Raw genomic sequence first — 25,427 nt, 5'->3', positions numbered from 1 at the left:
AAAATAAAATGGCTCACAATATCAAACCAGGAGTTGCTACCGGAAAAGAAGTACAAGCAATTTTTAAATTAGCAAAAGAAAAAGGTTTTGCATTACCAGCAGTTAACGTTATTGGATCTAACACCATTAATGGTGTTTTAGAGACGGCAGCAGCTTTAAATGCCCCAGTAATCATTCAGTTTTCAAATGGAGGCGCACAGTTTAATGCTGGAAAAGGCTTAAGTAACGACGGACAAAAAGCAGCAATTGCAGGAAGTATTGCAGGCGCTAAACACATCCATTTAATGGCGGAAGCTTACGGTGTACCAGTAATTTTACACACCGACCATTGTGCTAAAAAATTATTACCATGGATTGACGGTTTGCTAGATGCTAGTGAGCAACATTTTAAAGAAACAGGAAAACCATTATACAGTTCTCATATGATTGATTTAAGTGAAGAGCCACTTGAAGAAAACATAGAAATTTGTAAAACATACCTTACCAGAATGAGTAAAATGGGGATGACCTTAGAAATCGAATTAGGTATCACAGGAGGAGAAGAAGATGGTGTCGATAATAGTGATGTTGACGAATCTAAACTCTATACACAACCTGAAGAAGTTGCTTATGCGTATGAAGAGTTAATTAAAGTTAGTGATCAATTTACTATTGCAGCTGCCTTTGGAAACGTACATGGTGTATACAAACCAGGAAATGTAAAGTTAACTCCGAAAATTTTAAAAAACTCTCAAGAGTTTCTATCAAAAAAACACGACTTACCACACAACCATATTGATTTTGTATTTCATGGAGGATCAGGTTCTACAGAAGCAGAAATCCAAGAAGCTATTGGTTACGGAGTGATAAAAATGAATATCGACACAGACATGCAATATGCATTTATGGAAGGTGTTAGAGATTATATGGCTAAAAAAACAGACTATTTACAATCACAAATTGGTAGTCCAGACGGCCCAGAATCTCCAAACAAAAAATATTACGATCCAAGAAAATGGTTAAGAGAAGGAGAAATTACTTTTGTCGAACGTCTTAAAAAAGCATTCGAAGATCTTAACAACGTTAATACATTATAAACTAATTTTGGCGTTACCCAAGGGTCGGGCTCTCACAAGTCGCAATCAAAGATGTGCTCCAACAATTGCTCCATCCCTAACGCAAACTAAAGTTATTTCTTAAAATAAAATTCCGTTTAAACTGAATAACATCAGGACTTAAACGGAATTTTATCATGTTTAAACGACAACAACAAACAGATAGCGACCACTATTTTTGAGTTTGATTAATAAAAACTGTAATTTTACACGCTTTTATAAAGCAAACTAATAACTAACAAAAACATAGATTTTTAGAAAACATCTAAAATCTTAATCCCAAAATAGTAAATCAATATGGCTTGGTTTAAAAGAAAAGAAAAAGGTATTACTACCGAAACTGCAGAGAAAAAAGACATCCCGAAAGGTTTGTGGTATAAATCTCCAACCGGAAAAATAGTAGACTCTAAAGAACTTGAAAAAAACTTTTACGTAAGTCCTGAAGATGGTTACCACGTAAGAATTGGAAGTAAAGAATACTTTGGAATATTATTTGACGACAATAAATTTAAAGAGTTAGATGAAAATTTAACCTCTAAAGACCCTTTAAAATTTGAGGATACTAAAAAATATCCAGACCGCTTAAAAGCTGCTGAAGAAAAAACAAACCTTAAAGATGCTGTACGTTGTGCAGTTGGGAAATCAAAAGGGAAAGACTTAGTCATTGCTTGTATGGACTTTGCCTTTATTGGAGGTTCTATGGGTAGTGTTGTGGGAGAAAAAATTGCACGTGCTGCAGAATATTCATTAAAAAAGAAACTACCTTTAATGATTATATCTAAATCAGGTGGTGCTCGTATGATGGAAGCCGCATTATCTTTAATGCAATTAGCAAAAACCTCAGCGAGATTAGGACAACTAGCAGACGCCGGTATTCCTTACATCTCTTTATGTACAGATCCAACAACAGGAGGTACAACAGCTTCTTTTGCAATGCTTGGAGATATAACCATTGCAGAACCTGGTGCATTAATAGGATTTGCAGGACCACGTGTAGTGCGTGATACTACAGGACAAGAATTACCAGAAGGTTTTCAAACCTCAGAATTTTTGTTAGAACATGGTTTCTTAGATTTTATTACGCACCGTAAGGAACTAAAAAACAAAGTCAACTTATATATAGATCTGATTACTAATCAGCCTCTAAGAGCATAACCGCTTTATACTAATTAATTATCAAACCTCACGGATTTTAAAACTCGTGAGGTTTTTTTATGCCATCAATTAGCATCCTTGATTTCTTTTTCTAAATGATCCAAATACAGGATACCATATAAATGATCTATTTCATGTTGAAAAATCACAGCTGTAAAATCCGTAATAACTTCGGTTACATGTTGTCCTTCCATAGTATCATACGTGATAGTAATCTTTTTAGACCTTGTATTAACAATATCTGTTCGATCTGGTATTGACAAACAGCCTTCCCTTCTAGTTTGCTTTGTTTGAGAATAGTTAACAATTTTAGGATTTAAATAGACTTCAAAAGGCGCTTCATCTTTATCAAAACGCTGTACCCAAATAATATTTTTCAGTATACCAACTTGCGGAGCAGCAATACCAACCCCCATAGATAGACTGTCTCTAACCGTAGCAAAAAGGCGTTCCGTAAAATGTTTCAAAACTTTATTGTTAAGATCAGGCTTTATGTAAGCACTCTGCGTTCTTAATAAAATAGAATCTTTCGTATTATTTATTTTAAATACACGCATAGGTTTTGATGCATTACTACTCATAATCATATTAATCTGTTGATCAGAAAAACTTTTAGAGATAACCTTATTACGACTCCCACAGCTAGTAAAAAGCAGTATAAATACCATTAGATGAATACATTTTTCCATTTTAAAAAAGAGATTTTATAATTTAGAGTAATTTACATCTTTTATATACTATTCCTATTGTTTGCTATTCAATAAAAATAACTATATTTGCACCTCGAAAGATAAGCTTTCGGTTACATAACAATCATTTACAACAATATTAGAATGTATTTAACAAAAGAAGCAAAAGCTGAACTTTTTGCAAAACACGGTAAAGACGCTAAGAATACTGGATCTGCAGAAGGTCAAATAGCATTATTCACAGCAAGAATAGCACACTTAACAGAGCACTTAAAGAAAAATCGTAAAGATTATAATACTGAGCGTTCTTTAGTAATGTTAGTAGGAAAAAGAAGAAGCTTACTAGATTACTTAATAAAGAAAGATGTCTTAAGATATCGTGCAATAGTAAAAGAATTAGGATTAAGAAAATAATCTCAATACAAAGACCACGCCTAACAGCGTGGTTTTTTGGTATAAACTAACTCGTTTTGGAAGAGTCTAAACTCCAATATTGATTAAGCAGATCCTGAAATATATTCAGGGTAAACAGTTTTTCATTGGTCATCACAACTACTACTACCACACAACACAACGACCATTGTTTAATTAGAATTGAAAAATTTATGATTCCAAAAGTTTTTAAAGAGGTCATAGACCTAGGAGACGGTAGAGAAATTACTATCGAAACCGGAAAATTAGCAAAACAGGCGCATGGTTCTGTTGTTGTTACATCAGGAAAATGTATGATGTTATGTACCGTAGTTTCTAACTACGAGCAAAAAGATCTTAATTTTTTACCTTTAACGGTAGATTATAGAGAGAAATTTGCAGCTGCAGGACGTTATCCAGGTGGTTTCTTCAAAAGAGAAGCAAGACCAAGTGATGGTGAAGTATTAACGATGCGTTTAGTGGATCGTGTTTTACGTCCATTATTCCCAAAAGATTATCACTCTGAAACACAAGTGATGATACAGTTAATGTCTCATGACGAAAATGTTATGCCAGACGCTATGGCAGGATTAGCAGCATCAGCAGCAATTCAATTATCAGATTTCCCTTTTGAATGTGCTATCTCTGAAGCTAGAGTTGGACGTGTAAACGGAGAATTTGTAATCAACCCAACTAGAGCTCAATTAGCAGAGTCTGACATCGATATGATGATTGGAGCTTCAGCTGATTCGGTAATGATGGTTGAAGGTGAAATGGATGAAATTTCTGAAGACGAAATGGCTGACGCTATTAAGTTTGCTCACGAAGCGATTAAAGTACAATGTGCTGCTCAGTTAAGATTAGCTGAAGCCTTTGGAAAAAAAGCTGTTCGTGAATATGAAGCTGAAAGAACAGATGAAGATTTAGAGAAAAAAGTACATGATATGGCATACGATAAAGTATATGCTATAGCAAAAGCTGGATCTTCTAAACATGAAAGAACGGCGGCATTTCAACAAATAAAAGAAGATATTAAAGCTACTTTTTCTGAAGAAGAATTAGCAGATTATGGTGGTTTAGTTTCCGACTACTACCGTAAAGCTGAAAAAGCAGCAATTAGAAACTTAACTTTAGATGAAGGTTTACGTTTAGATGGTCGTAAGACTGACGAAATCAGACCAATCTGGTGTGAGGTAGATTACTTACCATCAACACACGGATCTTCTATTTTTACTCGTGGAGAAACTCAAGCACTAGCTACAGTTACTTTAGGAACCTCTAGAGATGCAAACAAAATAGACATGCCCTCTTACGAAGGTGAGGAAAATTTCTATTTACATTACAACTTCCCTCCTTTTTGTACAGGTGAAGCTAGACCAATTCGTGGAACCTCTCGTAGAGAAGTTGGACATGGTAATTTAGCACAACGTGGGTTAAAAGGAATGATTCCTGCAGACTGTCCTTACACAGTACGTGTAGTGTCGGAAGTATTAGAATCTAACGGATCGTCATCTATGGCAACTGTTTGTGCTGGTACTATGGCATTAATGGATGCAGGTGTACAAATGATAAGACCTGTTTCAGGTATTGCAATGGGATTAATTTCTGATGCAGAAACTGGAAAATACGCTGTATTATCTGACATTTTAGGTGATGAAGATCACTTAGGAGATATGGACTTTAAAGTAACAGGTACTTCAGAAGGTATTACTGCTTGCCAAATGGATATTAAAGTAAAAGGATTAAGCTACGAGATTTTAGTGAATGCATTAAAACAAGCTCGTAATGGTCGTTTACATATCTTAGGCAAACTAACAGATACAATTGACACACCTAATGCCGAAGTTAAAGAACACGCACCAACTATGGTTACAAGACGTGTCCCTAACGAATTTATTGGTGCTTTAATTGGACCTGGAGGAAAAGTAATCCAAGAGATGCAAAAAGAAACTGAGACGACTATCGTTATTAACGAAGATCCAGTAACTGAAGAAGGTATTGTAGAAATTTTAGGTGTAGGTAGCGCAGGTATTGATGCTGTAATGGCAAAAATAGATGCTATCTTATTTAAGCCAAAAGTAGGTAACACTTACCAAGTAAAAGTAATCAAAATGTTAGATTTTGGTGCAGTTGTAGAATACATGGATGCTCCAGGAAACGAAGTATTACTTCACGTAAGTGAATTAGCTTGGGAACGTACAGAAAATGTATCTGACGTTGTTAACATGGGTGACATTTTTGATGTGAAGTATTTTGGATTAGACCCAAGAACGCGCAAAGAAAAAGTCTCTAGAAAAGCAATCTTGCCAAAACCAGAAGGTTATGTAGCAAGACCACCAAGAGATGATAAACGTTCTGGTGGGCGTGATAATCGTGGTTCTCGTGACAACAAAGGTCGTGATGATAGAAAACCAAGAGAAGAGAAAAAAGAAGATTAATTCTTTTTAAACTTTATATATTAAAAAGCCCAACATTACTGTTGGGCTTTTTTTTATGCATAATTTGTTCTCATGCACTTTAGCACTTGAGAATCGCAACAAAACAAATACTTCTATTTTTTTTTTTTAACTATTAACCGATATTTTAACTTAGTTGTAATTGTATAATTACTCTAATCTATATGTGCAAAATTAATGGCTTATACTATAATTTTAACTTGAGTAAAAGACACCTAATTGCAACGGTTAACAATAACTTTTATAATTACAGAAAAAACCTAAAAAAAGCAAAGTCGTTTTAAATGATCTCATAAACTATTACCAAAGCTTACAAATATGACTTGGAAAATAAAAAACATGAACATAAAAAAAACGGACTAATTAAAACAGACTTGTGATTATACTTATTTATAATCGATGATCTGTGTTAATTAACCCGTCTTTAAATCTTAAAAATCAGATGATAATAAAAAACTACTCTGCCATATAATCTACAGAAAAGTGTCTTGAATCCACTTTATTACTTTCTAGTTTTTGCTTTAGGTTTTTTGCTATCCTAATAAAATATCTACCATCAGATTTATCATAATCGTTATCTATAATTTTTTGACCGTATGCCTCACACTTTTCTGGTTGATCTAAATAATAGTAAATATTAGCTAAATTATAATAACTAGCATACCTCACTTTTCTTAATTTCTTTTTCTTGCCTTGGTACTTTTCAACTACATTTTCAAAATAAGTAATAACAGGTTCTAATTCTTTTTCCAATTCATCAATTGGTTGATCATACTTCATGTTATCTATAATAACTTTTAATTTATCAAAATTAATATGATGATTTTCAAATTCAGGATGCTTTTTAGATCCTAAAATCCAGAAAAATTCATATTTATTAATTGTAGGAACAAACCCAAAAGTTGCATTTAAATAAGCTTTAGCATTATTAACAATAATACTCTTATGACTTGCATTTTGTTTATTTCTTAAATTATCTTTATTATTGTTATAATAGTCTCTTGCCTTATTATAAGTTGAATAGTCACTACTTTTATAAGCTTTTTTCTCGCTATAATTCTGAGTTTTAGATCCACCTGAAACAGAATTATTAATAATTAATGTACCTGTAGATGTATAATTTGCAGTTGCAGCATAAGTATATGTCGTAGAAGTAACATTACCTTCTTTATCTTTTTTCTCATGCTTTTCTTTATTAATGTTTACGTCTTCTACTTGTGTACCATGATAATCAAAATCAACAGTTAAAACAGCTTCTTCTGACTGTCTTTTATAACCAGAGATTGTAAGTGCTGACGAATTTGAAGAATAGGTCCGATTTTCTTTTTCAAGAATAGGATGAGAAGGTAATTTAACATAAGATACTTGTACTTTTTCTCTATCCAAATTAGCACTCTGTGCTATACCTAATATAGAGAATAACCATACTACAGGCAGTAAAAAATAATATTTCATAATGTAAAAGATGGGGTTTATTTAATGTAAAATAAGTTTATTGCCGCAAAATATGAAAAATATATCCTTTTGCCAATAAAACTGATTACTTGATAAAAAAAAGAATATTAACTATTTTATAACATACTTAAATGCCCTTCAATATAAAGTATTACTTCACGTCCTTTAATTAGCTTATACAAGACGTATCCTATATTATAAACTATCGAAACACCTTTGCTGTTTAGTCTTTTGGATTAGCCCCAGGAACTCTTAACAAAAAAAACGTTTAGAAAGGTCATCTTACTAAAACCAAAAGATTAGGCAAAGTAACCCCAAGAGTCTAATAACATCCTAAAAAAAACAAAATCGTAGTTATCATAATAACATAGCTAAACGATAATATAAAACAATAGGAGAAAAAAGATTATTCTTTTAAACTTTATATATGACAATTAGCACCTTAAAACTTCTAATTTTATCATCTAAAATAATAACAATCTCAAATCCCCTATTTACAGCAATCAGGAGAGCGTAATCCGTTATTTCATGAAGGTTTAATTTAGTTAATTCCCACTTAATAGTAATAGCATTCGCTTTTGTACACAAAGAAATACTTAGAATAAAGAGTATTAATCACTGTTTAATAACATTAGTTACCGGGTTTGTCACCGACAGACTGTCGCCATTATACCCTTTCTAAAATTTCCTCATTTTCATATTGTTAACTAATACCATCATCCGTTTTCAATATCATAAGTATCACACCAAATACTTTAGAACTTCGAAATTCTTTAAATCAACGACTCCATTTGGCACATCCGCATAGTAATTGCGGCTATAGTACTAAACTAACAATTAATATTTTAATCAAAAAAATTATGAAAGTATTAGTAATAGGAGCAGGAAACATGGGTTTAACTTATTCTGAAGGAATGGCAACCTCTTCATTATTAGGTAAACAAAAATTAAGAATCTATGACACAGATCCAAACAAAATTGAAACGCTTAGACAAGAACCTAAATTTACAATATACACCTCCTTAGCAGATGCTTTACCTAAATCAGACATTGTCTTTTTAGCTGTAAAACCCTATCACTCCGAAGCTCTATTTAAAGAAATGTTACCATTAGTAAATAAAGACCAAATTTTTGTATCACTCATGGCTGGTGTAACCATAAAGACTATTCAAGAACATCTAAAGATTGACAAAGTTATTAGAACAATGCCTAATTTACCAGCAAAAGTGGGTAAAGGTGTCACCTCTTATACAGGTGCCGATGCGGTATCTAGAGTAGAACTTTTAATGGTGAGGCATTTATTGGATACAACAGGAACCTCAATACATGTAAGTTCAGAAAACTTTATAGATGCCTCAACAGGGATTTCAGGTAGCGGACCAGCTTACGTGTTCTACTTTATGCAATCGATGTTAGAAGCTGCATTAAAAATGGGCTTTTCTGACTACGACTCTAAAATACTAGTTAGTAATACTTTTGAGGGCGCAATCGAACTATTTAACCAATCCGACATATCACCAGAAAGCTGGATAAATAAAGTCGCTTCAAAAGGAGGTACAACGCAAGCAGCAATAGACTCGATGGAAGACAATAACGTAAAACAACTTATCCAAGATGCTGCTTATGCTGCCTTTGATAAAGCTGTAGAATTAGGAAAAGAAAAATAAATTATGGAAGACGATATTAAACGTGTAGTTGTAAAAGTAGGAACCAATGTACTGACCAATAAAGACAATAGAATACTAGGACCTATTCTTAGAGAATTGGTACGGCAGATTTCGGAATTATACGAACGTGGCATCAAGGTTATTTTAGTCTCTTCTGGTTCTGCTATTGCAGGAAAAGAAATCTTAGGAGATACAAAAATAAAAGACTCGTCTATAAGACGCCAAGTATACTCTGCTGTGGGGCAACCTAGAATGATGCGTCACTATTATAGCCTTTTTCATGATTACGGCATGCGTTGCGCACAGGTTTTAGCAACAAAACGTGACTTTGATATAGGAAAACATCGCGAAAACATGATTAATTGTTATGAAGGCTTATTATCCGAAGGTATCATTCCCATTGCGAACGAAGATGATGCGGTATCCTTAACAATGTCTATGTTTTCTGACAATGATGAACTAGCAAGTTTGATTGCCGAATTATTAGATGCCGATCGGCTAATTATATTATCAGATACAGATGGACTTTACACTGGAGACCCAGACGATGACGACTCCATTAAACTATCTGAGGTGAGAACCAACCAAAATGTCGAAAAATACGTTTGTGCCTCTAATAAAAAAGAAGGCGAAGGTCGCGGTGGCATGGCATCTAAACTAAAAATAGCAAAAGGAACTGCCAGCAAAAACATCCCAACATATATTGCCAATGGTAAACGCGAAAATGTTATTGTAGATATTATAAATAATAAAAAAGTAGGCACAAAATTTATTAGTGCTTAATCCAAAAATTAAAAAAATCGATGAAACTTTTAAATACAGAATTAAAAAACAAGGTTTTAAAGTCAATGCTTCAGATTTTAAATACAAAGCGAAAACATATTATTGAAGCTAATAAAAAAGATTTAGATGCTTTTAAAAAAGAAGACCAAGCACTTTATGAGCGCCTAGTTGTGGATAACAAAAAAGTGAACGAGATGATTGAAGCTGTTAATGCGGTAATGCTTCAAGATGACCCTGTTGGAAAAGAGCTTTCTAATCTAACATTAAAAAACAAACTAAATATAGTTAACACTACTGCTCCATTTGGTACTATTCTAATCATTTACGAATCTCGTCCAGATGTCACCATTGAAGCTGCTGTTTTAGCATTTAAGGCAAATAGCAAGATTTTATTGAAAGGTGGAAAAGAAGCATTGCACAGCAATCTTATCTTAGAAAAATGTTGGCATGAAGCTTTAGAAGAAAATGGATTATCTAAAGACTGGATTAAGCTACTGCATTTAAAACGTGAAGAAACCCAAGCCTTCCTTAAAAACCCAACCGAAACAATAGATTTAATCGTACCTCGTGGAGGTGAGCGATTAATCAACTTTGTTAAAACCCATGCGACCTGTGCTGTATTAGTCAGTGGACGAGGGAATAATTTCTTATATATATCAGAAAAAGCGGATTGGAGTAAAGCTGTCAATATTATAGTTAACGCCAAAACAGATAAAATTTCTGGTTGCAATGCATTAGACAAAGTATTGATTAACAAAAATCTTCCTGAATACGAAATAAAACTTAAAATGCTTCAAGAAAAACTAGAAAAACATAGCGTGGACATTGTGGTGGACGCTAAAGTATCTAACATTTTAAACACTAAAGAAACTATTTCTGATAACGATATATGGCATGAAGAATTTTTAGCATTAAAACTATTAATAGGTGAAGTCAACTCCTTAGACGAAGCGATTGAAATAATTAATACATACTCCGGCAAACATTCCGCAGTAATAATTACGGAGCAAACTAATGAAGCGATGACCTTTATGCACAATGTAGATAGTGCTGCGGTTTATCATAATGCATCTACTAGATTTACCGATGGAGGCCAAATGGGCGTTGGTGCCGAATTAGCTATAAGCACAGACAAGCTTCACCACCGTGGCCCTTTAGGATTAAATCAATTAGTTACCAATAAATATTACGTCTATGGAGATGGACAGGTAAGAGTTTAAGGAATTAACCACTCAAACATAATCGCTCACACCTCTTAGCGTTTATGACTTCCATTATTTAAATTAATAACACAAAAAAAAGAAGATTAATTCTTTTTAAACTTTATAAAATTAGAAAGCCTAACAGTAGTGTTGGGCTTTTTTATGCCCATTTTTCCCGAACTTACTTTACACTTGACGGCCGTAACCAAAAACCATAATCCTAAATCTTTCTTAAATACATAATAATGGACGTCTAAACCTAGGTTTCAGTCGTAACTGTAGTATTACTTTAATCCATACATCCCTAGAAATAATGGCTACTAAAATCACCAGCTCAAAAAAAGCAAAATCAACAAGAAAAAAGCTAAAAAACAGCTTTTTTCATAGTAAAGGAATAACAAGCAGTCCGCAAAATAGATTGGTATTATTAAGCACCTTCTTCCTGATTGGTTTAGGCATTTATTTTTTCTCTGTTTTCCATAACGATTTCGAAACTTTTAATGCCAATCAACTTAGTTCTACACTAGGCTTTACATTTATTATTACAGCGACTATTATTTTTGCATACAAAGTGTTATTCTTTATGTACACAGCCTATAATTATTTTAAATACAAGCCTATCGCGTCAATAACAGACAAAGAACTACCAACATGTACGGTTATTGTACCTGCCTATAATGAAGGGAAACAAGTTTGGGACACCTTGATGAGCTTAGCTAAAAGTGATTATCCAGAACAAAAACTACAGTTATTAGCTATAGATGATGGTAGCTTGGATGATACTTGGAAGTGGATGTTAGATGCTAAAGAACAGCTTGGTGACCGCCTAGAAATATACAAGCAACCCAAAAACATGGGAAAACGTCAGGCTTTATACCGTGGTTTCAATTTGGGGTCAGGAGAGATATTTGTAACGGTTGATAGTGACTCAATAGTTACAGAGGACACCTTAAGAAATTTAGTAAGTCCTTTTCTAAAAGATGACAAATGTGGTGCTGTAGCAGGAAATATAAGAGTGTTAAACAACAAAAGAGAAATGCTTCCAAAAATGCTGGATGTTAGTTTTGTAATGAGTTTTGAATTTGTAAGATCTGCAGAAAGTAATTTAAATTCGGTATTATGCACACCTGGAGCATTGGCTGCTTACAGAAGCACAGTCGTTTTTAAATGTTTACCAGAGTGGATTGATCAAAAATTCATGGGACAACCGTCTGATATTGGAGAAGATCGCGCCTTAACAAACATGATTTTAAAACAAGGGGAACATGTATTATTTCAAAGGAATGCTATTGCTTACACAAACGTCCCTGAGGAATATTTAGGTTTATACAAAATGTTTATAAGATGGGGACGCAGTAATGTGCGTGAAAACTTAGAAATGGGTAAATATGTATTTACAAATTTTAGAGAAGGAAAAAAGACAGGAACACGACTATTATTTTTAAGTCAGTTTTCAAAATTAATCATGAGTTACCCCGTAATGCTTTTCATGCTATTTTTTGTTTTAGTGCACCCATTACTGTTTTTTGGTTCCACTTTAGTTAGTATTTTAATTCTTTCAACCTTTTCATTATTATTTTTCACAAATCAACATAAAACTTACCAAGGTTTTTGGGCTTATTCCTACAGCATTTTATACACATTCGGGCTGTTCTGGATTACACCTTATGCAATAGCCACAGCTGCTAGAAGTGGTTGGTTAACGCGTGATTTGGAGGATAAAAAATAAATAACTCCTTAAAACTATTATATAAAAAATCTCAAAAATTAATTTTTTTGAGATTTTCTTGTTTTTTGACGCAACCTTTTTAAAATTATCGGACTATAGGTAAACATAAAAAGTCAAAGTCATGAAAAGTCCTCTTAAACTATCGTTCCTGTTTTCAATATTATTAGCACTATTTTCTTGTAATGATAATAATGATTTAGACGAAACACTACTTATTGAAAATACAATATTCTTAAAAAAAGCAACTACAAGATTCTCTAATAACAATTTGCATAAGATTGTAGAATACTTCTACTCAGGAAACAAACTAACAAGAGAAAACCTTTATAATAACGAAGAAGAACTTATCAGTGTCTTAACATACACATACGACAATAACAACCGTCCTATTCGAGTTGACGGCTATGATCAAAACTACAATTTAACAAGCTATACACTATTTGATTATAATGACAACGACGAATTTATTAGGTATATATCGTTTGACGAATCTAATATGACTGCTCAAAAGCACGATCTAACTTACAACACAAGTAACACTGTTACTGATAATATATACGTCGGAGATTATAACATACAAATTCAAAACATTGGGGAGAATAATTATATAATTGATGATAACGGTAATAGGACAACCTTAACAACTAATAACTACTCATTAACCTACACTTATGATGATAAAAATGGGTTATTCAAAAATATTGCTTCAAAAAACATTTTAAATCAAGCCCATCTTTTAAACGAAATTATACACGCAGGCACTAATAATAATGCCTTAAGTTTTGAATACAATGGGAATAACATTACTGATCATGTTGATTTCATTTATACATACAACGACACTAATTATCCTATTAGTCGAACTGAAGAAAGCGCTGACTTTGGAACCTCTTTAACTACTGAATACGTCTATTATTAATCACAAAATATAACACATGAAAACCACTCTTAAATTCCTATCGGTATTTTTAATCTTAATTTCTTTATTCTCCTGCCAGAACGAACCGATTGGAGGCCTAAATATTAACGCTGAAGACACCATTGCAGTACACTCAGAGTTATACAATAATCTAGCTAGAATTGCGGACGACCCTGAAGAGGAATTACCTGTAACCTGTGTAGATTTTAACTACCCTATAACCATGTATACTTTTGATGAAGAATTGCAATTATTAGCCACTACTTTAATACGAAATGACGCTTTATTTTTAACTTATTTAAATAATTTAGAAGATAATTTTTCAATTAGCATAAGTTACCCCATAACGACTCAATTAGACGACGGCACTATTTTTACGATCAATAACAATGAAGAACTTCAAGACAACGTTGACGCTTGTATTCGAGAGGTCGAAGCTAGCGAAGCCGAGTCTGCTCTTGAGCTAATAAGCAACTGTGTTTGGAAAATCGGATATACAAGAGGTACCGAAAACATATACTTAGGAGCTGTATTTAATGAAGATGATGGATCAATTACTTTTACAAATGGTGATGACTTATTTTTTGGATCATGGACCGTATTATTTATTGAAGGAGACATGAATATAAACATAAGCCTTAATAATGGAGGTGTTGCTGGCTCCTATTTTAATTTTGATTGGAAAGTAAATTTTATCGATCAAAACTCTCTGCAACTGACTAATGGAGAGAAAACATTTGTAATACATCAATATTGTGATAATGATTTTGCTTTATGTCATAATTTTGCATTTGAAGAATGCGAATTAGAGGACACACCGGGAGTTGCAGAATTTACCTTTGACAACTACGCTTTTTGTATCACAAACATACTTCAAATAGATAGTTCTAATACAAACCTTGTCTATTTTGAAACAGAAGAAGATGCCGAAAACAATACCAATGCAATAGCATCTGATCAAGTTTACCTAAACACATCTCAATTTCAAAATGTATATATTCGTGTAGAGAGCCTAACGGATGACACCTTTTATATAATTACAATATTAATCAGAGCACAATCTTGTTAATCAATAAACCAACTGTTTAATTAAACCACAGTATTTGGAGCTAGAACAACTTATAAAAGCTTGCCGAAAAAATAACCTAAAGGCACAAGGTGATTTATATCAAAAATATAAAGACACCTTGTATATACTGTGTCTTAAATATTCAAAAAACAGTAATGAAGCCCAAGACAACTTGCATGATTCTTTTATAGAAATTTTTAATAGTATAAAAAAATATAAAGGTAAAGGGTCTTTCGAAGGATGGATGAAACGTATTACCATCAATCAAGCTATTAATAAATATAAAAAAGAAAGACCCTTTAATATTGAAATTAAAAACGATATTCTTGAAGACACAACAGTTAGTGAAGACGATCTAAATATTGAATTAGACAGCATTCTAAATTGTATTCAAGAATTACCAGACCAGTATCGTTTGGTTTTTAACTTATACCAACTAGACAACTATTCGCATAAAGAAATAGCCGATTTATTAAACATTACAGCAAATACTTCTAAATCCAACTTACATAGAGCTAAAGCTATTTTAAAGCAAAAAATTATTACATTAAATCAAAATAAACCGAAACTATACTATGGAAGTTAACAAAGACATAGGTGATGGAATTAAACACCGACTGAAAGACCTACAAAAGGCTCCAGACGTTATGGTTTGGGATAAAATTGAAACTGATTTAAAAAAGAAAAAGAAAAGACGTATTCTCTTTTTCCTTTTGCCTACTACAGGATTATTATTACTAACGTTGTTATTCTTTCAGTTCAATACTGATTACAAAGGCATGCTTAAAAATGACGAATCTGTACCTGTAGTACAAATAAAAAATACTAATTCTAAAAACAGCAAAAAATCAATAAATAATATAACAAGAAAAAATACAGTTGTTACTGAAACAACAAATAGTTTCACTAATACAACAACAAAACAAAACGATAATAATAATAATAATAATAACAACAGCAATTATAGTAGTAGTAGTAGTAGTAGTAGTAGTAGTAGTAGTAGTAGTAGTAGTAGTAGTAGTAGTAGTAGTGCAAATAGAAGTTGGACTAAAAACAACATGACAAAAACAAAAACGTTTAGTAAAGTTAATCCATCTAATAATAACAATGAGAACACTTCTCTATTAAACTTAAACAAAACAAAAGGAGCTATTATCAATAGTAATACAAAGACTTTAGATCTAAAATCTAAACTCACCCATTCCAGTACTACCGACAGTTTAAAACTTAAAAAAACAGAGGACAGTATTCAGAACAAGCTACCACTGGAAAAGAAAGACAGTGTTAAAAAAGACAGTATTAAAAATCCAAAACTTAAACGATGGAGTGTGATGCCATACATATCATTAGATTATTTTGGAAGCTTAAACCACGCTACAAAAAATAATACATCAACAAACTATGGTCTTAAGGTCAATTATTTAGCAACAAAAGATATATCTATTAGAATAGGGTTTGCCAAACTGGACCTAAACTTCACATCAGATGAAGACAATTTCAACTTCAGTCAAAAAATAAGCTACTTTGAAATCCCAATAGAGGTCAGACAAAAGCTACTTAATGGTAAAATAAATACTTCTGTACTAGCAGGGGTGAGTTATCTATTATTAGATAAAGCTAAGCTGTATACTAACGGAATAGAAAACAACTTACAAATAGAAACCATAGAAAACTCAAACATGTCTGTTAACTTAGGCTTAAGTTTTGACACCTTAATAATTAACAAACTCCATATTGTTGTAGAGCCCATCTTCAAATATCATTTTAAACCATTAGAAAACAGGTTGGACTCAAAAACATTTACATTATCCGTTCTTGGAGGTTTAGAATATAAATTTTAAATTAATTAGTCTGAAAAGTCCATCAAGTTTTGATGGACTTTTAATTTAAATTTGACGTTTGGATATCTCCAATTTGCGGACCATTCCAGTTAACTATTGCAATAACCAATATACCAACGACAGATATAATCGGCACAGCAATTCCTAATATTACAGACAAGTTTTTATTATGTAATCTCACCTGCTCTAAATCTTCCGTATTTAGTAGCGTCTTACTTATGTCTTCTCCTTTTATTTTTACTCCATAAAACTGCCCCTCTTCTAAAATAATTTTATGAAACTTTAAGATCTTATTTTCTTTTGTTTTAATCTTCACCCGTTCCGCTGACGCAGTCGCTTCTTCTAACGTTACTGTTTTGGAATGATAAACGCGACAACTTTGTAATATGATTAACATAGTTAAGCAGACACACATTAATTTAATTGTTTTCATAATTAAAAATTTTATTGGTTACACGTCTAAATTACTTGCAATAATTAACAGTGTGAGTTAAATAATGCTAAAAATAAAAACTTAAACTATTGTATATCACAAGTTTTAATTAAATTGAAGTTATATTTTGTAAAATATGCAAGAACACTTTTTCAAATTTCTAAAAAAGAAAAAAACCAATAGCAATTCATTTGTTGATGAAATAGCCTCGGTTTTAGACATTGGTTATGATGCAGCCTACAGACGCACTACCAACAAGACAAATCTAAGCTTAACAGAAGCCGTTCTATTGGCTAAACATTATAAGATATCGCTAAATAATCTTTATCAGGTTGGTAGCCAAAATACTGTTTTGGTTGAGAAGTCTCCAATCATATCTAATGAAATGCACTTAGAGTCTTATTTTACTAAATCTATAGAAAATTTAACACCACTAACCAAACTAAAAAGTGCTTCTATTTTATACTCTGCAAAAGATATCCCTTTGTTTTACACCTTAAAAGATTCTTTTATAACACGCTATAAAATTTACGTTTGGTTAAAACTAACCAATAAAGAAATGACTAAAAGCAAAATTTCTTTTGATCAATTTATTGATACAATACCAAAATCTTTAATAGAAAAAGCAATACAGCTTGGCGAAACTTATAACTTTATAAACATTACCGAGTTCTGGAATGACAATACAATTAACGGGACCATACAGCAAATAATTTACTTCTACGAATCTCAATTATTATCCAAAACATTGGCTTTAAAAATATGTGATGATTTAGAAGAAATTATTAATCATATTGAAGAACAAACAATACAACAAAGTATTATTAATTCAAAAAACAATGCTTCTTATCATTTATATAAAAGTGATTTATTAACTATGAGCAACATTATTATGGTCAAAACCACATATAAAAAAACCTTTTTTGTTCCTTATACTGTTTTAGAATATTTAAAAATAGAACATCCAGACACTTGCAATATTATGGATGACTTTTTTAATAGACAAATGACCAACTCAAAATTATTAGTCCATTCTGGAGAAAAGGATCGCACTTTATTTTTTAATAAAATGCATCAAAAAATTAATAAACTAAAAGAAAGAATTCTAATAGATGTCAATTTTCAATTTGATTAAAATTGATCTCGTTTTTATAACTAAACTTTATTTATTTATTTATTTATTTATTTATTTATTTTTCACTAATTAATAACTATGCAGCAGATTCAGATTTAAAAACAAATCTTTTAAGAAACACTAAACTTATTACTGCTGTGGATAATAAACAACACAACCACGTCAGTCTGTAATTAAACTGTAAAATCTGAGACAGAAACCAACTTAAAGCAGCGCTAAACACCAACCCACTAAAATCAACGACATAAGCACGATACAAACTAATAAAATAAGCCCTTTTATCCTGAAAGCTAAAATAACGATGTAATGCATGTTGTCTTGCAACCCCTATTACAAAAGCGACACTCCAACTTATTGTAGCCCTCGGTGAAAATGGATTTAAATAAAATATAATTTCGTAAGTAAAAAAACTAAAAGCAGCTCCAATTATAGCTACAATAAGTATCCGAAAATATTGAGAACCTTTGTAAAGCGTTATCAGATTCATTTGTTCTTTTCTTTTAAAACCCAGTACAACCCTTTTACATCGGAGACCACTTCTTTAGACAGCAACAAAATTATAATTTCTTCAATATGAGATATGTAACCTAAAAGCATGGCTAAGTAAAACAAATTAGCATTATAACCCCATGCGAATAAAACAAAAATAAATAGTCCTTGAATGTAGCCTCCAATTTTTGTTGTGTACAAATGTAAACTTGGATATTGTTTAAATTTTAAAAAAGAGAGTAGTAAACCCAAAATAAAAAAAGATATAAATAACCAAAGCATCCAGATCGATTGAGATAATTCTTCCATTTTAAAAGTAAAGATCCCTATAAAAGCCGCTATAAAGGTTCCGTTATCTGCTAAAGAATCTAATTTTGCTCCAAATTCTGTTTTCAAATTAAACGTCCTAGCAATTAAACCATCCAGGATATCTGTAATTAAATTTATGCATAAAAACAGAGCGAATAGATTGTCTTCCCCCACATAGATAAACCATAACACTAATGGAAAAGTAAGTAACCTATAAAAGCTCAAAAAATTCGGAACATTATATATATTTTCTTTTTTCATAATTTAAAAAGATTGTTTTAATTTTAATTTCAATAGTAAAAAACTAGCGAATATGTGAGTTAAGCTACTTAACAGAAATAAGAGTATTCCATATTGATAATCTATATACCCAAGTAAAAAATAGAAGAGCGATACTCCAAAAGCAGAATCTGTTTTATCTATCAATGCAAACCACACTTGGTTTTTGCTAGAATGCTGACCAGATTTAATCCCTAACTTTCGTTTCATATAAGAGTTGGGTAATTCAAACAGCATATAAGCGAACCCCAACATAAAACCTAAACCAAAAGCATTTTGTACATTATAACTAGACACGACGTCTAGTATTTGTAATCCTACTGCATTTACTAATGGTACAAACACAAATCCTCGCCATGTCTTATTACTTCCAAATGCGTCATCAAGAATAGGTTGTTTTAACCATTCAAAATACTCTCTTTTTACAACTAACATATGTAATGTATTAGACACTATTAAAGGCGCTAAGACAACAGTTATATGCTCTAAAAAACTACTCATCTTCTGTTAGATAATTTAACATTACTAATGCTGTATTTAAAACTCTTTTAGAGAAGTCATACGCGACTAATAATCCTGCCACTTCATAAAACGAAAGCCTAGTGATAATATAAACTTTAAGCGAATAGCTATACCCCATTAACCAGTCCTTCCAAGACTCAGAGCTGTATAAATTATAGTGTGCCTTTAAATAAAAAAAGAACGTTTCTTTTGTAAAATGTAATGGTAAAACAAAACTCAAAAACTCCACTATATCTCGATGTGGAAAATCGACCATAGCTAATTCCCAATCATAAATAATAGGCAAACCTGCTTTTGTTATTGCTATATTCCGAGGATTAAAATCATTATGAATAACCGTTTGCTTCAATACTATCGTCTCTGATTCGGTTTGCAAACCTTCTATTTGATGGTATAAATCATTTAGCACAACTGCATTTTTTTGATCTGTACATTCTCTGATTAAAATAGCCATGATTTTTTTATAAAACGGCTTTGATTTCCATGGTTCAAAATTACGTACGTGTTTAAAATCTGAGACTTTTGCCATTTTATGAAACTTAGATATTGATTTTATAACGGTAAGTATATCTTCTTGACTCCATAACTCTGGATTATTTTCAGAATTCATTATCCGCATAGAGTCAGCCTCTAAATACTCTTGAATAATCATATAAACTTCTCGCTTAGAGTTGACATACTTCCCATAATAATTAGGGCTATTTTCAAACCCGTTCTGATACAAATAGTCGTATAATTCGATTTCTTTTAAATGGCATCTATGATATTCCAAATTAGCTTTTGCTCCATTTAACACATCTGCTAAATTTGGATCAATGGACGCTGCAATGATGTGTAACCCTTTTATAACGTCGTCATCTAATGGCTTGGACTTAACAAGTACCTTTTTACTATCTAGAATGTTATTAGCATTGGTATAATTAACTTGAAAAGGTATAAAACCCGTTATCTTTTTATTGACTTTAGAAGCGATATTAGTAAGTATCCCATTTTCTAACAACACATCGTTATTAGGTTTGACAGTAACCATTTTCTTGTCTTTAAAATAGTTAGTAAGATTAGATTGAATAAAATCCGGAGTAATCTCTGACTTTAAAAACCATTTGACAGGTTTATTTCGTCCTAGTTTTTCATGAGCTTTAGCAAACTCTCCACTAACAATCGCTGCATAGGTCGATATTTCTAGGCCTAAAGCAAAACCAGCTATAAGCTTTGCAAATCGATTAACTTTACCGCTACCCTCACACTTCATAATTTTTAGTGCTTGAGATTGTTTTGGTAAAGCTGTCCCACCTCCTACGCTACCTATTACTAAATTTGGTAATGTTAGTCTAATATATAAACTCTCCTCTCTTTTTTCTAAATGCAAAAAACCGGTACTGGACTCGTGAATAGAAGCTAAATCTTGACCTGTTGCTACAAAAATGGCAGCAATAGCATTAGCTACATTAATATTATAACCAACCATCCCATTTTTTAAGGCTTGGGTTTTTGAAGGATTAAAACATTTTAAAAGCTTATCAGTCGTTGTTCTTAAAGTCTCTTTTATGACCTGTTCAGGAATACTGCATTCTGCCACAACATTAATACCTCGACCAGAATTTATATTAGTCTGCGATACTTTTTTATCACTAGCACCATTACCTTCAATAACAAAATCTACAGGAACAATATTAGTGGCCTTTTTAAATTGGTCCACAATAAATAACATAGCATGCCAAGTACAGGTTGTCGTCATATTTTGTCCAGAAGCATCACCGGTACTGTATATAAATTTTAAATGCACCACTTCGTCAAGTCTAGTAATACTAATCTCTTCTAGTTTAGCATGATTAGAATAGCACTCTGCTGCTTTTTTAATGTTGTTAAAATTGAGCTCAATAAAACGTTCAAAACGTATCGCTTCTGCTTCTACACTAAATATAAACATCGGAGACCGGGTCATTTTTTGCCATAGTACTTCGGCAGAAAATCCACCACTTTTACTAATCACTTTTGCGCCACGATTCATACTTGCCACTAAAGCTCCTTCTAACGTCCCTGCTGCACAATAGGTTAATTCGTGTTGGTCTGAATCATTAAAAAGCAAAGGCCCTACGATGCCCAAAGGGATTTCTGTACTTCCTATATATGATTCTATATTATTTTTAATATCGTCAAGGTCTAATCTAGCATCCGAAATTAGGTTAGTAGGCACACTATTCGATTCAAGAAAATCTAAACGCATAGCAGTTGCTGTCCTTGTTACAAGTCCTCTTCCTGGAATAATTGGTATTTTCATGACTATTGTTTTAAATTTAATTCAAAACTATTGCTATAATCACATTTTAAATATGGTAAATCACATAACAGAAAACTATTTTTTGCGTTTATCACAAATTTTAGTATTTTACGATATGTTTCAAACCACTTTTTTAGACTATTTAAAAACTGAATTACCTGCCAATACCTCAACTATTGAAGCAGTAGCCACCGCTTTAGATATTAGCTATGATGCTGCCCATAGACGAGTAAGTTTAAAAAGTAAATTATCTTTAGATGAAAGCATTGCATTAGCCAAGTATTACAATTTATCTTTAGATCGTTTATTTGAAACCACTTCGACAGAATTTGTGACCATTGAAAAGACAAAACATATTGAAAATGAAGCACAACTGCAACAGTACTTTGAAGATTCGTACCAGTCCCTTTTACCTTTATTACAACAAAAGGATAGTACTCTTTTATATTCGGCAAAGGACATCCCCTTATTTTACAACTTAAATGGCGATACTTTAAGTCAGTTTAAATATTATGTTTGGTTAAAGTTATTAAATCCACAATTGGCCAATAAAAGTTTTGATAATTTTGCGCCTAGCCCTTCTTTAATTATCGCCGGAAAACAATTAGGGAGTTTGTACAGCAACCTAAATACACAAGAGATTTGGGATATTACGACCATAAATAGTACGTTAAAACAAATTCATTTTTATTTTCAGGCTGGGCAAGTAAAATCTAGCACTGCTTTGCTGTTATGTGATTTATTACAACAATTAATTACCACTATTTTTAATAAGTTGATAGCAGAAGACCATCCCTTTTTATTATACTATAATGAATTGCATTTAATGAATAATAATGTTTTGGTTAGCACGCCAAATAACCAACTATTATATGTCCCGTTTACGTTGTTATCGTATTATAAGACAGAAGATAAACATACTTGTAAGGAAGCTGAACGTTTTTTGACCAAACAATTACAAAACTCTAAATTATTAAATACTGCTGGAGAGAAAGAACGCAATAGCTTTTTTAATAAATTATATACTAAGATTGGTGCTTTAAAGCAATTGATTGAAGCAACAGAGTTGTTAGATTTTGAGTAAGTCGCAAGAGTAAGTGCGTTAAGGATGGAAATGGCATCCTTTTTTACTTTAGTTTGAGTATTTTTGTGAAGCATGAGCAAAAGTATCGCAAACAAGTAAAAAAGATATAATGGACAGCCTGACGTTTTTAAGCCTTTTTCAAGATTAAAAACGTAACGCCAAAATTAATAAATAAAAATAATTACACTTTTTTGTAACAAAACCTAACTTACTCACGTATAACTATTGATAGCAATTTACACACAAGAAATTAATCACACTTTTTTAGATGAGACAACTTAAAATTACCAAACAGGTTACTAACCGTGAGACCGCATCCTTAGATAAGTATCTACAGGAGATTGGAAAAGTTGACCTAATTACTGCAGATGAAGAGGTAGAATTAGCACAACGCATCAAGGCTGGAGATCAAGTAGCACTTGAAAAACTGACTAAAGCTAACTTACGTTTTGTTGTATCGGTAGCCAAACAATACCAAAATCAAGGATTAACACTTCCTGATTTAATTAATGAAGGTAACTTAGGATTAATTAAAGCTGGACAACGTTTTGATGAAACGCGTGGTTTTAAATTTATATCTTATGCGGTATGGTGGATTAGACAATCTATTTTACAAGCATTAGCGGAGCAATCTAGAATTGTACGTTTACCGTTAAATAAGATTGGGTCTATTAATAAAATAAATAAAACTTTTGCTTTCTTGGAACAAGCGCATGAGCGTCCGCCAAGTCCAGAAGAAATTGCTAAGGAATTAGACATGACTATTAACGATGTTAAAGAGTCAATGAAAAATTCTGGTCGTCACGTCAGTATGGATGCGCCTTTAGTAGAAGGTGAAGATTCTAACTTATATGATGTTTTAAACTCTGGTGAATCACCAAATCCAGATCGTGATTTATTACACGAATCTTTACGTACAGAAATTGAGCGTGCTTTAGAAACATTAACGCCTCGTGAAGCTGATGTTATCAGATTATACTTTGGTTTAGGTAACCAACACCCAATGACTTTAGAAGAAATTGGTGAAACATTTGACCTAACTAGAGAGCGTGTTAGACAAATTAAAGAAAAAGCTATTCGTAGATTAAAACATACGTCTAGAAGTAAAATATTAAAAACATACTTAGGATAAAACCTAGGTTACAATAACAAACAGTTATTCATAACTGTTCGTTTTTTGATTGATGAAGAACCCGAAGCTGATTACTTCGGGTTCACTCATTTTAGACATTAAATTTTTATTTTTTTTGCATTATTATTTATGGGTATGTTAAAAACAATTTGTTACAAAAGCAATGCGAATAAAGCATTACAACTTTTAGAGCTTGAAGCTTTATTTAATCAAACACAATTAAAAAACGACAGTCATAATATCACTGGTTTTTTAGTCAAACGGAATGATGTGTTTTTTCAGGTACTAGAGGGCAATCCTATTATTATAGATACGGTTTACGAGGATATTAAGAAAGATTATAGACATACCAATATTACAGAGTTTTTAAATATCTCTATCCCACATTTAAGTTTTAAAACGTTTGACATCGGCTATTCTGTTATTAAAGATATTGATACCCTTTATAGCCTACAACAGTTTGTCTCCAATTTAAACCACCAAAAACATGAAAATAGCCCGTTGTTTTTAGAAATAATTGAAGCGCTATTAAGTGACCACTAATAAAAAACCTTAGCTTTGTAAAAACAACACAAAACTAAAAAAATGTCTTCAAAATTAATTGCTCCGTCAATGCTTGCTGCCGATTTTGGTAACCTGCAACGCGATACAGAAATGGTAAATAATAGTGATGCCGACTGGTTTCATATAGATGTTATGGATGGTCACTTTGTACCAAACATATCTTATGGAATGCCTGTTATTGCTGCTATAAAAAAACATGCTAAAAAACCTTTGGATGTCCATTTAATGATTGAAAAACCTGAGCGCTACATCGAAGAGTTTGCAAAGGTTGGTGCAGATATAATTACTGTACACCATGAGTCTACGGTCCATTTACACCGTACTTTAAGACAAATTAAAGATGCTGGTTGTAAAGCAGGTATCGTACTAAACTTAACCACACCCGTATCCGTACTGGAAGATATTTTACCAGAATGTTATATGGTACTATTAATGTCTATTAACCCAGGGTTTGGTGGACAAAAATTTGAAGAGATTACATACCAAAAAGTTCGTAAACTCCGTAAAATGATTGATGATCAAGGTTTAGATACGCTTATAGAGATCGATGGTGGTGTTACTGACAAGAACATAAAAAAACTGGTTGATGCAGGCGCCAATGTATTTGTTGCTGGAAGTCACGTTTTTAAAAGTGAAAATCAGCCAGAAACTATAAAAAATCTAAAAACATTAGCTAACAGTTAATATCTAAAAAGGCTCCAAATTATTGGAGCCTTTTTTTAATTACTT

The 25,427-nt window shown here is 32.2% G+C and carries 24 protein-coding genes; 17 read left to right on the top strand and 7 right to left on the bottom strand.

Translation table 11 applies throughout. The features are described from left to right. Positions 1 to 8: 8 nt before the first annotated feature. On the top strand, positions 9 to 1,076 hold the full coding sequence (fbaA, locus tag H0I26_RS05960) for a class II fructose-bisphosphate aldolase (protein ID WP_218701436.1): 1,068 nt from the start codon (positions 9 to 11) through the stop codon (positions 1,074 to 1,076). 315 nt (positions 1,077 to 1,391) lie between these two features. After that, positions 1,392 to 2,249 carry an acetyl-CoA carboxylase, carboxyltransferase subunit beta gene (gene accD / locus H0I26_RS05955; protein ID WP_101016852.1) on the top strand — a complete coding sequence of 286 codons (858 nt, stop codon included), beginning with the start codon at positions 1,392 to 1,394 and terminating at the stop codon, positions 2,247 to 2,249. A gap of 65 nt (positions 2,250 to 2,314) precedes the next feature. Here accD and def read toward each other — a convergent pair whose 3' ends face one another. After that, on the bottom strand, positions 2,315 to 2,938 hold the full coding sequence (gene def, locus H0I26_RS05950; protein WP_218701435.1) for a peptide deformylase: 624 nt from the start codon (positions 2,936 to 2,938) through the stop codon (positions 2,315 to 2,317). 144 nt (positions 2,939 to 3,082) lie between these two features. On the opposite strand from def, the gene rpsO reads away from it, so the two are divergent. Both rpsO and H0I26_RS05940 read left to right on the top strand, forming a co-directional pair. After that, positions 3,083 to 3,352, top strand: coding sequence for a 30S ribosomal protein S15 (gene rpsO / locus H0I26_RS05945; protein WP_101016848.1), 270 nt, complete (start codon positions 3,083 to 3,085; stop codon positions 3,350 to 3,352). Between the two features lie 191 nt (positions 3,353 to 3,543). Next, complete coding sequence (locus tag H0I26_RS05940) at positions 3,544 to 5,787, top strand: polyribonucleotide nucleotidyltransferase (protein ID WP_101020924.1); 2,244 nt, start codon at positions 3,544 to 3,546, stop codon at positions 5,785 to 5,787. Between the two features lie 474 nt (positions 5,788 to 6,261). On the opposite strand, the gene H0I26_RS05935 is transcribed toward H0I26_RS05940, so the two are convergent. Then, the gene (locus H0I26_RS05935) at positions 6,262 to 7,260 is read right to left on the bottom strand and encodes a hypothetical protein (RefSeq protein ID WP_218701434.1); all 999 of its coding nucleotides are present in this window, start codon (positions 7,258 to 7,260) and stop codon (positions 6,262 to 6,264) included. 860 nt (positions 7,261 to 8,120) lie between these two features. Between H0I26_RS05935 and proC the strand changes: the two genes are divergently transcribed. The 8 genes from proC (at position 8,121) to H0I26_RS05895 (ending at position 16,470) form a co-directional block, all read left to right on the top strand. Next, complete coding sequence (proC, locus tag H0I26_RS05930; RefSeq protein ID WP_136582443.1) at positions 8,121 to 8,927, top strand: pyrroline-5-carboxylate reductase; 807 nt, start codon at positions 8,121 to 8,123, stop codon at positions 8,925 to 8,927. 3 nt (positions 8,928 to 8,930) lie between these two features. Beyond that, a complete protein-coding gene (proB, locus tag H0I26_RS05925; protein WP_136582444.1) occupies positions 8,931 to 9,710 on the top strand; it encodes a glutamate 5-kinase in 780 nt (259 codons plus the stop codon). Then, positions 9,710 to 10,930 carry a glutamate-5-semialdehyde dehydrogenase gene (locus H0I26_RS05920; RefSeq protein ID WP_317618231.1) on the top strand — a complete coding sequence of 407 codons (1,221 nt, stop codon included), beginning with the start codon at positions 9,710 to 9,712 and terminating at the stop codon, positions 10,928 to 10,930. Before proB ends, H0I26_RS05920 begins: the two co-directional genes overlap by 1 nt. Positions 10,931 to 11,225: 295 nt before the next feature. Next, the gene (locus H0I26_RS05915; protein ID WP_218701432.1) at positions 11,226 to 12,641 is read left to right on the top strand and encodes a glycosyltransferase; all 1,416 of its coding nucleotides are present in this window, start codon (positions 11,226 to 11,228) and stop codon (positions 12,639 to 12,641) included. Between the two features lie 121 nt (positions 12,642 to 12,762). After that, the gene (locus tag H0I26_RS05910) at positions 12,763 to 13,560 is read left to right on the top strand and encodes a hypothetical protein (protein ID WP_218701431.1); all 798 of its coding nucleotides are present in this window, start codon (positions 12,763 to 12,765) and stop codon (positions 13,558 to 13,560) included. 16 nt (positions 13,561 to 13,576) lie between these two features. Then, positions 13,577 to 14,629: a hypothetical protein gene (locus H0I26_RS05905; RefSeq protein WP_218701430.1), complete on the top strand. Its 1,053-nt coding sequence runs from the start codon at positions 13,577 to 13,579 to the stop codon at positions 14,627 to 14,629. Between the two features lie 34 nt (positions 14,630 to 14,663). Next, entirely contained in the window at positions 14,664 to 15,215 is a 552-nt protein-coding gene (locus tag H0I26_RS05900) for an RNA polymerase sigma factor (protein WP_218701429.1), read from the top strand. Further along, the gene (locus H0I26_RS05895) at positions 15,205 to 16,470 is read left to right on the top strand and encodes a hypothetical protein (RefSeq protein ID WP_218701428.1); all 1,266 of its coding nucleotides are present in this window, start codon (positions 15,205 to 15,207) and stop codon (positions 16,468 to 16,470) included. Before H0I26_RS05900 ends, H0I26_RS05895 begins: the two co-directional genes overlap by 11 nt. 40 nt (positions 16,471 to 16,510) lie before the next feature. Here H0I26_RS05895 and H0I26_RS05890 read toward each other — a convergent pair whose 3' ends face one another. Beyond that, positions 16,511 to 16,903, bottom strand: a complete 393-nt coding sequence (locus tag H0I26_RS05890; RefSeq protein ID WP_218701427.1) for a hypothetical protein — start codon at positions 16,901 to 16,903, stop codon at positions 16,511 to 16,513. A 136-nt stretch (positions 16,904 to 17,039) separates the two neighbouring features. Between H0I26_RS05890 and H0I26_RS05885 the strand changes: the two genes are divergently transcribed. Next, positions 17,040 to 18,038, top strand: coding sequence for a hypothetical protein (locus H0I26_RS05885; protein WP_218701426.1), 999 nt, complete (start codon positions 17,040 to 17,042; stop codon positions 18,036 to 18,038). A gap of 76 nt (positions 18,039 to 18,114) precedes the next feature. Here the strand turns inward: H0I26_RS05885 and H0I26_RS05880 are convergent, their stop codons facing one another. The 4 genes from H0I26_RS05880 to H0I26_RS05865 are packed head-to-tail and all read right to left on the bottom strand — an operon-like array spanning position 18,115 to position 21,918. Next, entirely contained in the window at positions 18,115 to 18,525 is a 411-nt protein-coding gene (locus H0I26_RS05880; RefSeq protein ID WP_218701425.1) for a GtrA family protein, read from the bottom strand. After that, the gene (locus H0I26_RS05875) at positions 18,522 to 19,097 is read right to left on the bottom strand and encodes a CDP-alcohol phosphatidyltransferase family protein (protein ID WP_218701424.1); all 576 of its coding nucleotides are present in this window, start codon (positions 19,095 to 19,097) and stop codon (positions 18,522 to 18,524) included. Before H0I26_RS05875 ends, H0I26_RS05880 begins: the two co-directional genes overlap by 4 nt. 3 nt (positions 19,098 to 19,100) lie before the next feature. After that, positions 19,101 to 19,616: a CDP-archaeol synthase gene (locus H0I26_RS05870; RefSeq protein ID WP_218701423.1), complete on the bottom strand. Its 516-nt coding sequence runs from the start codon at positions 19,614 to 19,616 to the stop codon at positions 19,101 to 19,103. After that, positions 19,609 to 21,918 carry a phosphotransferase gene (locus tag H0I26_RS05865; protein WP_218701422.1) on the bottom strand — a complete coding sequence of 770 codons (2,310 nt, stop codon included), beginning with the start codon at positions 21,916 to 21,918 and terminating at the stop codon, positions 19,609 to 19,611. Before H0I26_RS05865 ends, H0I26_RS05870 begins: the two co-directional genes overlap by 8 nt. A gap of 52 nt (positions 21,919 to 21,970) precedes the next feature. On the opposite strand from H0I26_RS05865, the gene H0I26_RS05860 reads away from it, so the two are divergent. The 4 genes from H0I26_RS05860 (at position 21,971) to rpe (ending at position 25,382) form a co-directional block, all read left to right on the top strand. Beyond that, positions 21,971 to 23,002, top strand: coding sequence for a hypothetical protein (locus H0I26_RS05860; RefSeq protein ID WP_256935280.1), 1,032 nt, complete (start codon positions 21,971 to 21,973; stop codon positions 23,000 to 23,002). Between the two features lie 268 nt (positions 23,003 to 23,270). Next, positions 23,271 to 24,134 carry an RNA polymerase sigma factor RpoD/SigA gene (locus H0I26_RS05855; RefSeq protein WP_101016821.1) on the top strand — a complete coding sequence of 288 codons (864 nt, stop codon included), beginning with the start codon at positions 23,271 to 23,273 and terminating at the stop codon, positions 24,132 to 24,134. A gap of 135 nt (positions 24,135 to 24,269) precedes the next feature. Next, entirely contained in the window at positions 24,270 to 24,677 is a 408-nt protein-coding gene (locus H0I26_RS05850; protein WP_218701421.1) for a BLUF domain-containing protein, read from the top strand. 42 nt (positions 24,678 to 24,719) lie between these two features. Continuing rightward, entirely contained in the window at positions 24,720 to 25,382 is a 663-nt protein-coding gene (gene rpe / locus H0I26_RS05845; protein ID WP_101016816.1) for a ribulose-phosphate 3-epimerase, read from the top strand. Positions 25,383 to 25,427: the final 45 nt, after the last annotated feature.

Source organism: Olleya sp. HaHaR_3_96 (assembly GCF_019278545.1).
Classification (GTDB): Bacteria; Bacteroidota; Bacteroidia; order Flavobacteriales; family Flavobacteriaceae; genus Olleya.
This window is presented reverse-complemented; position numbering and strand designations above follow the sequence as displayed.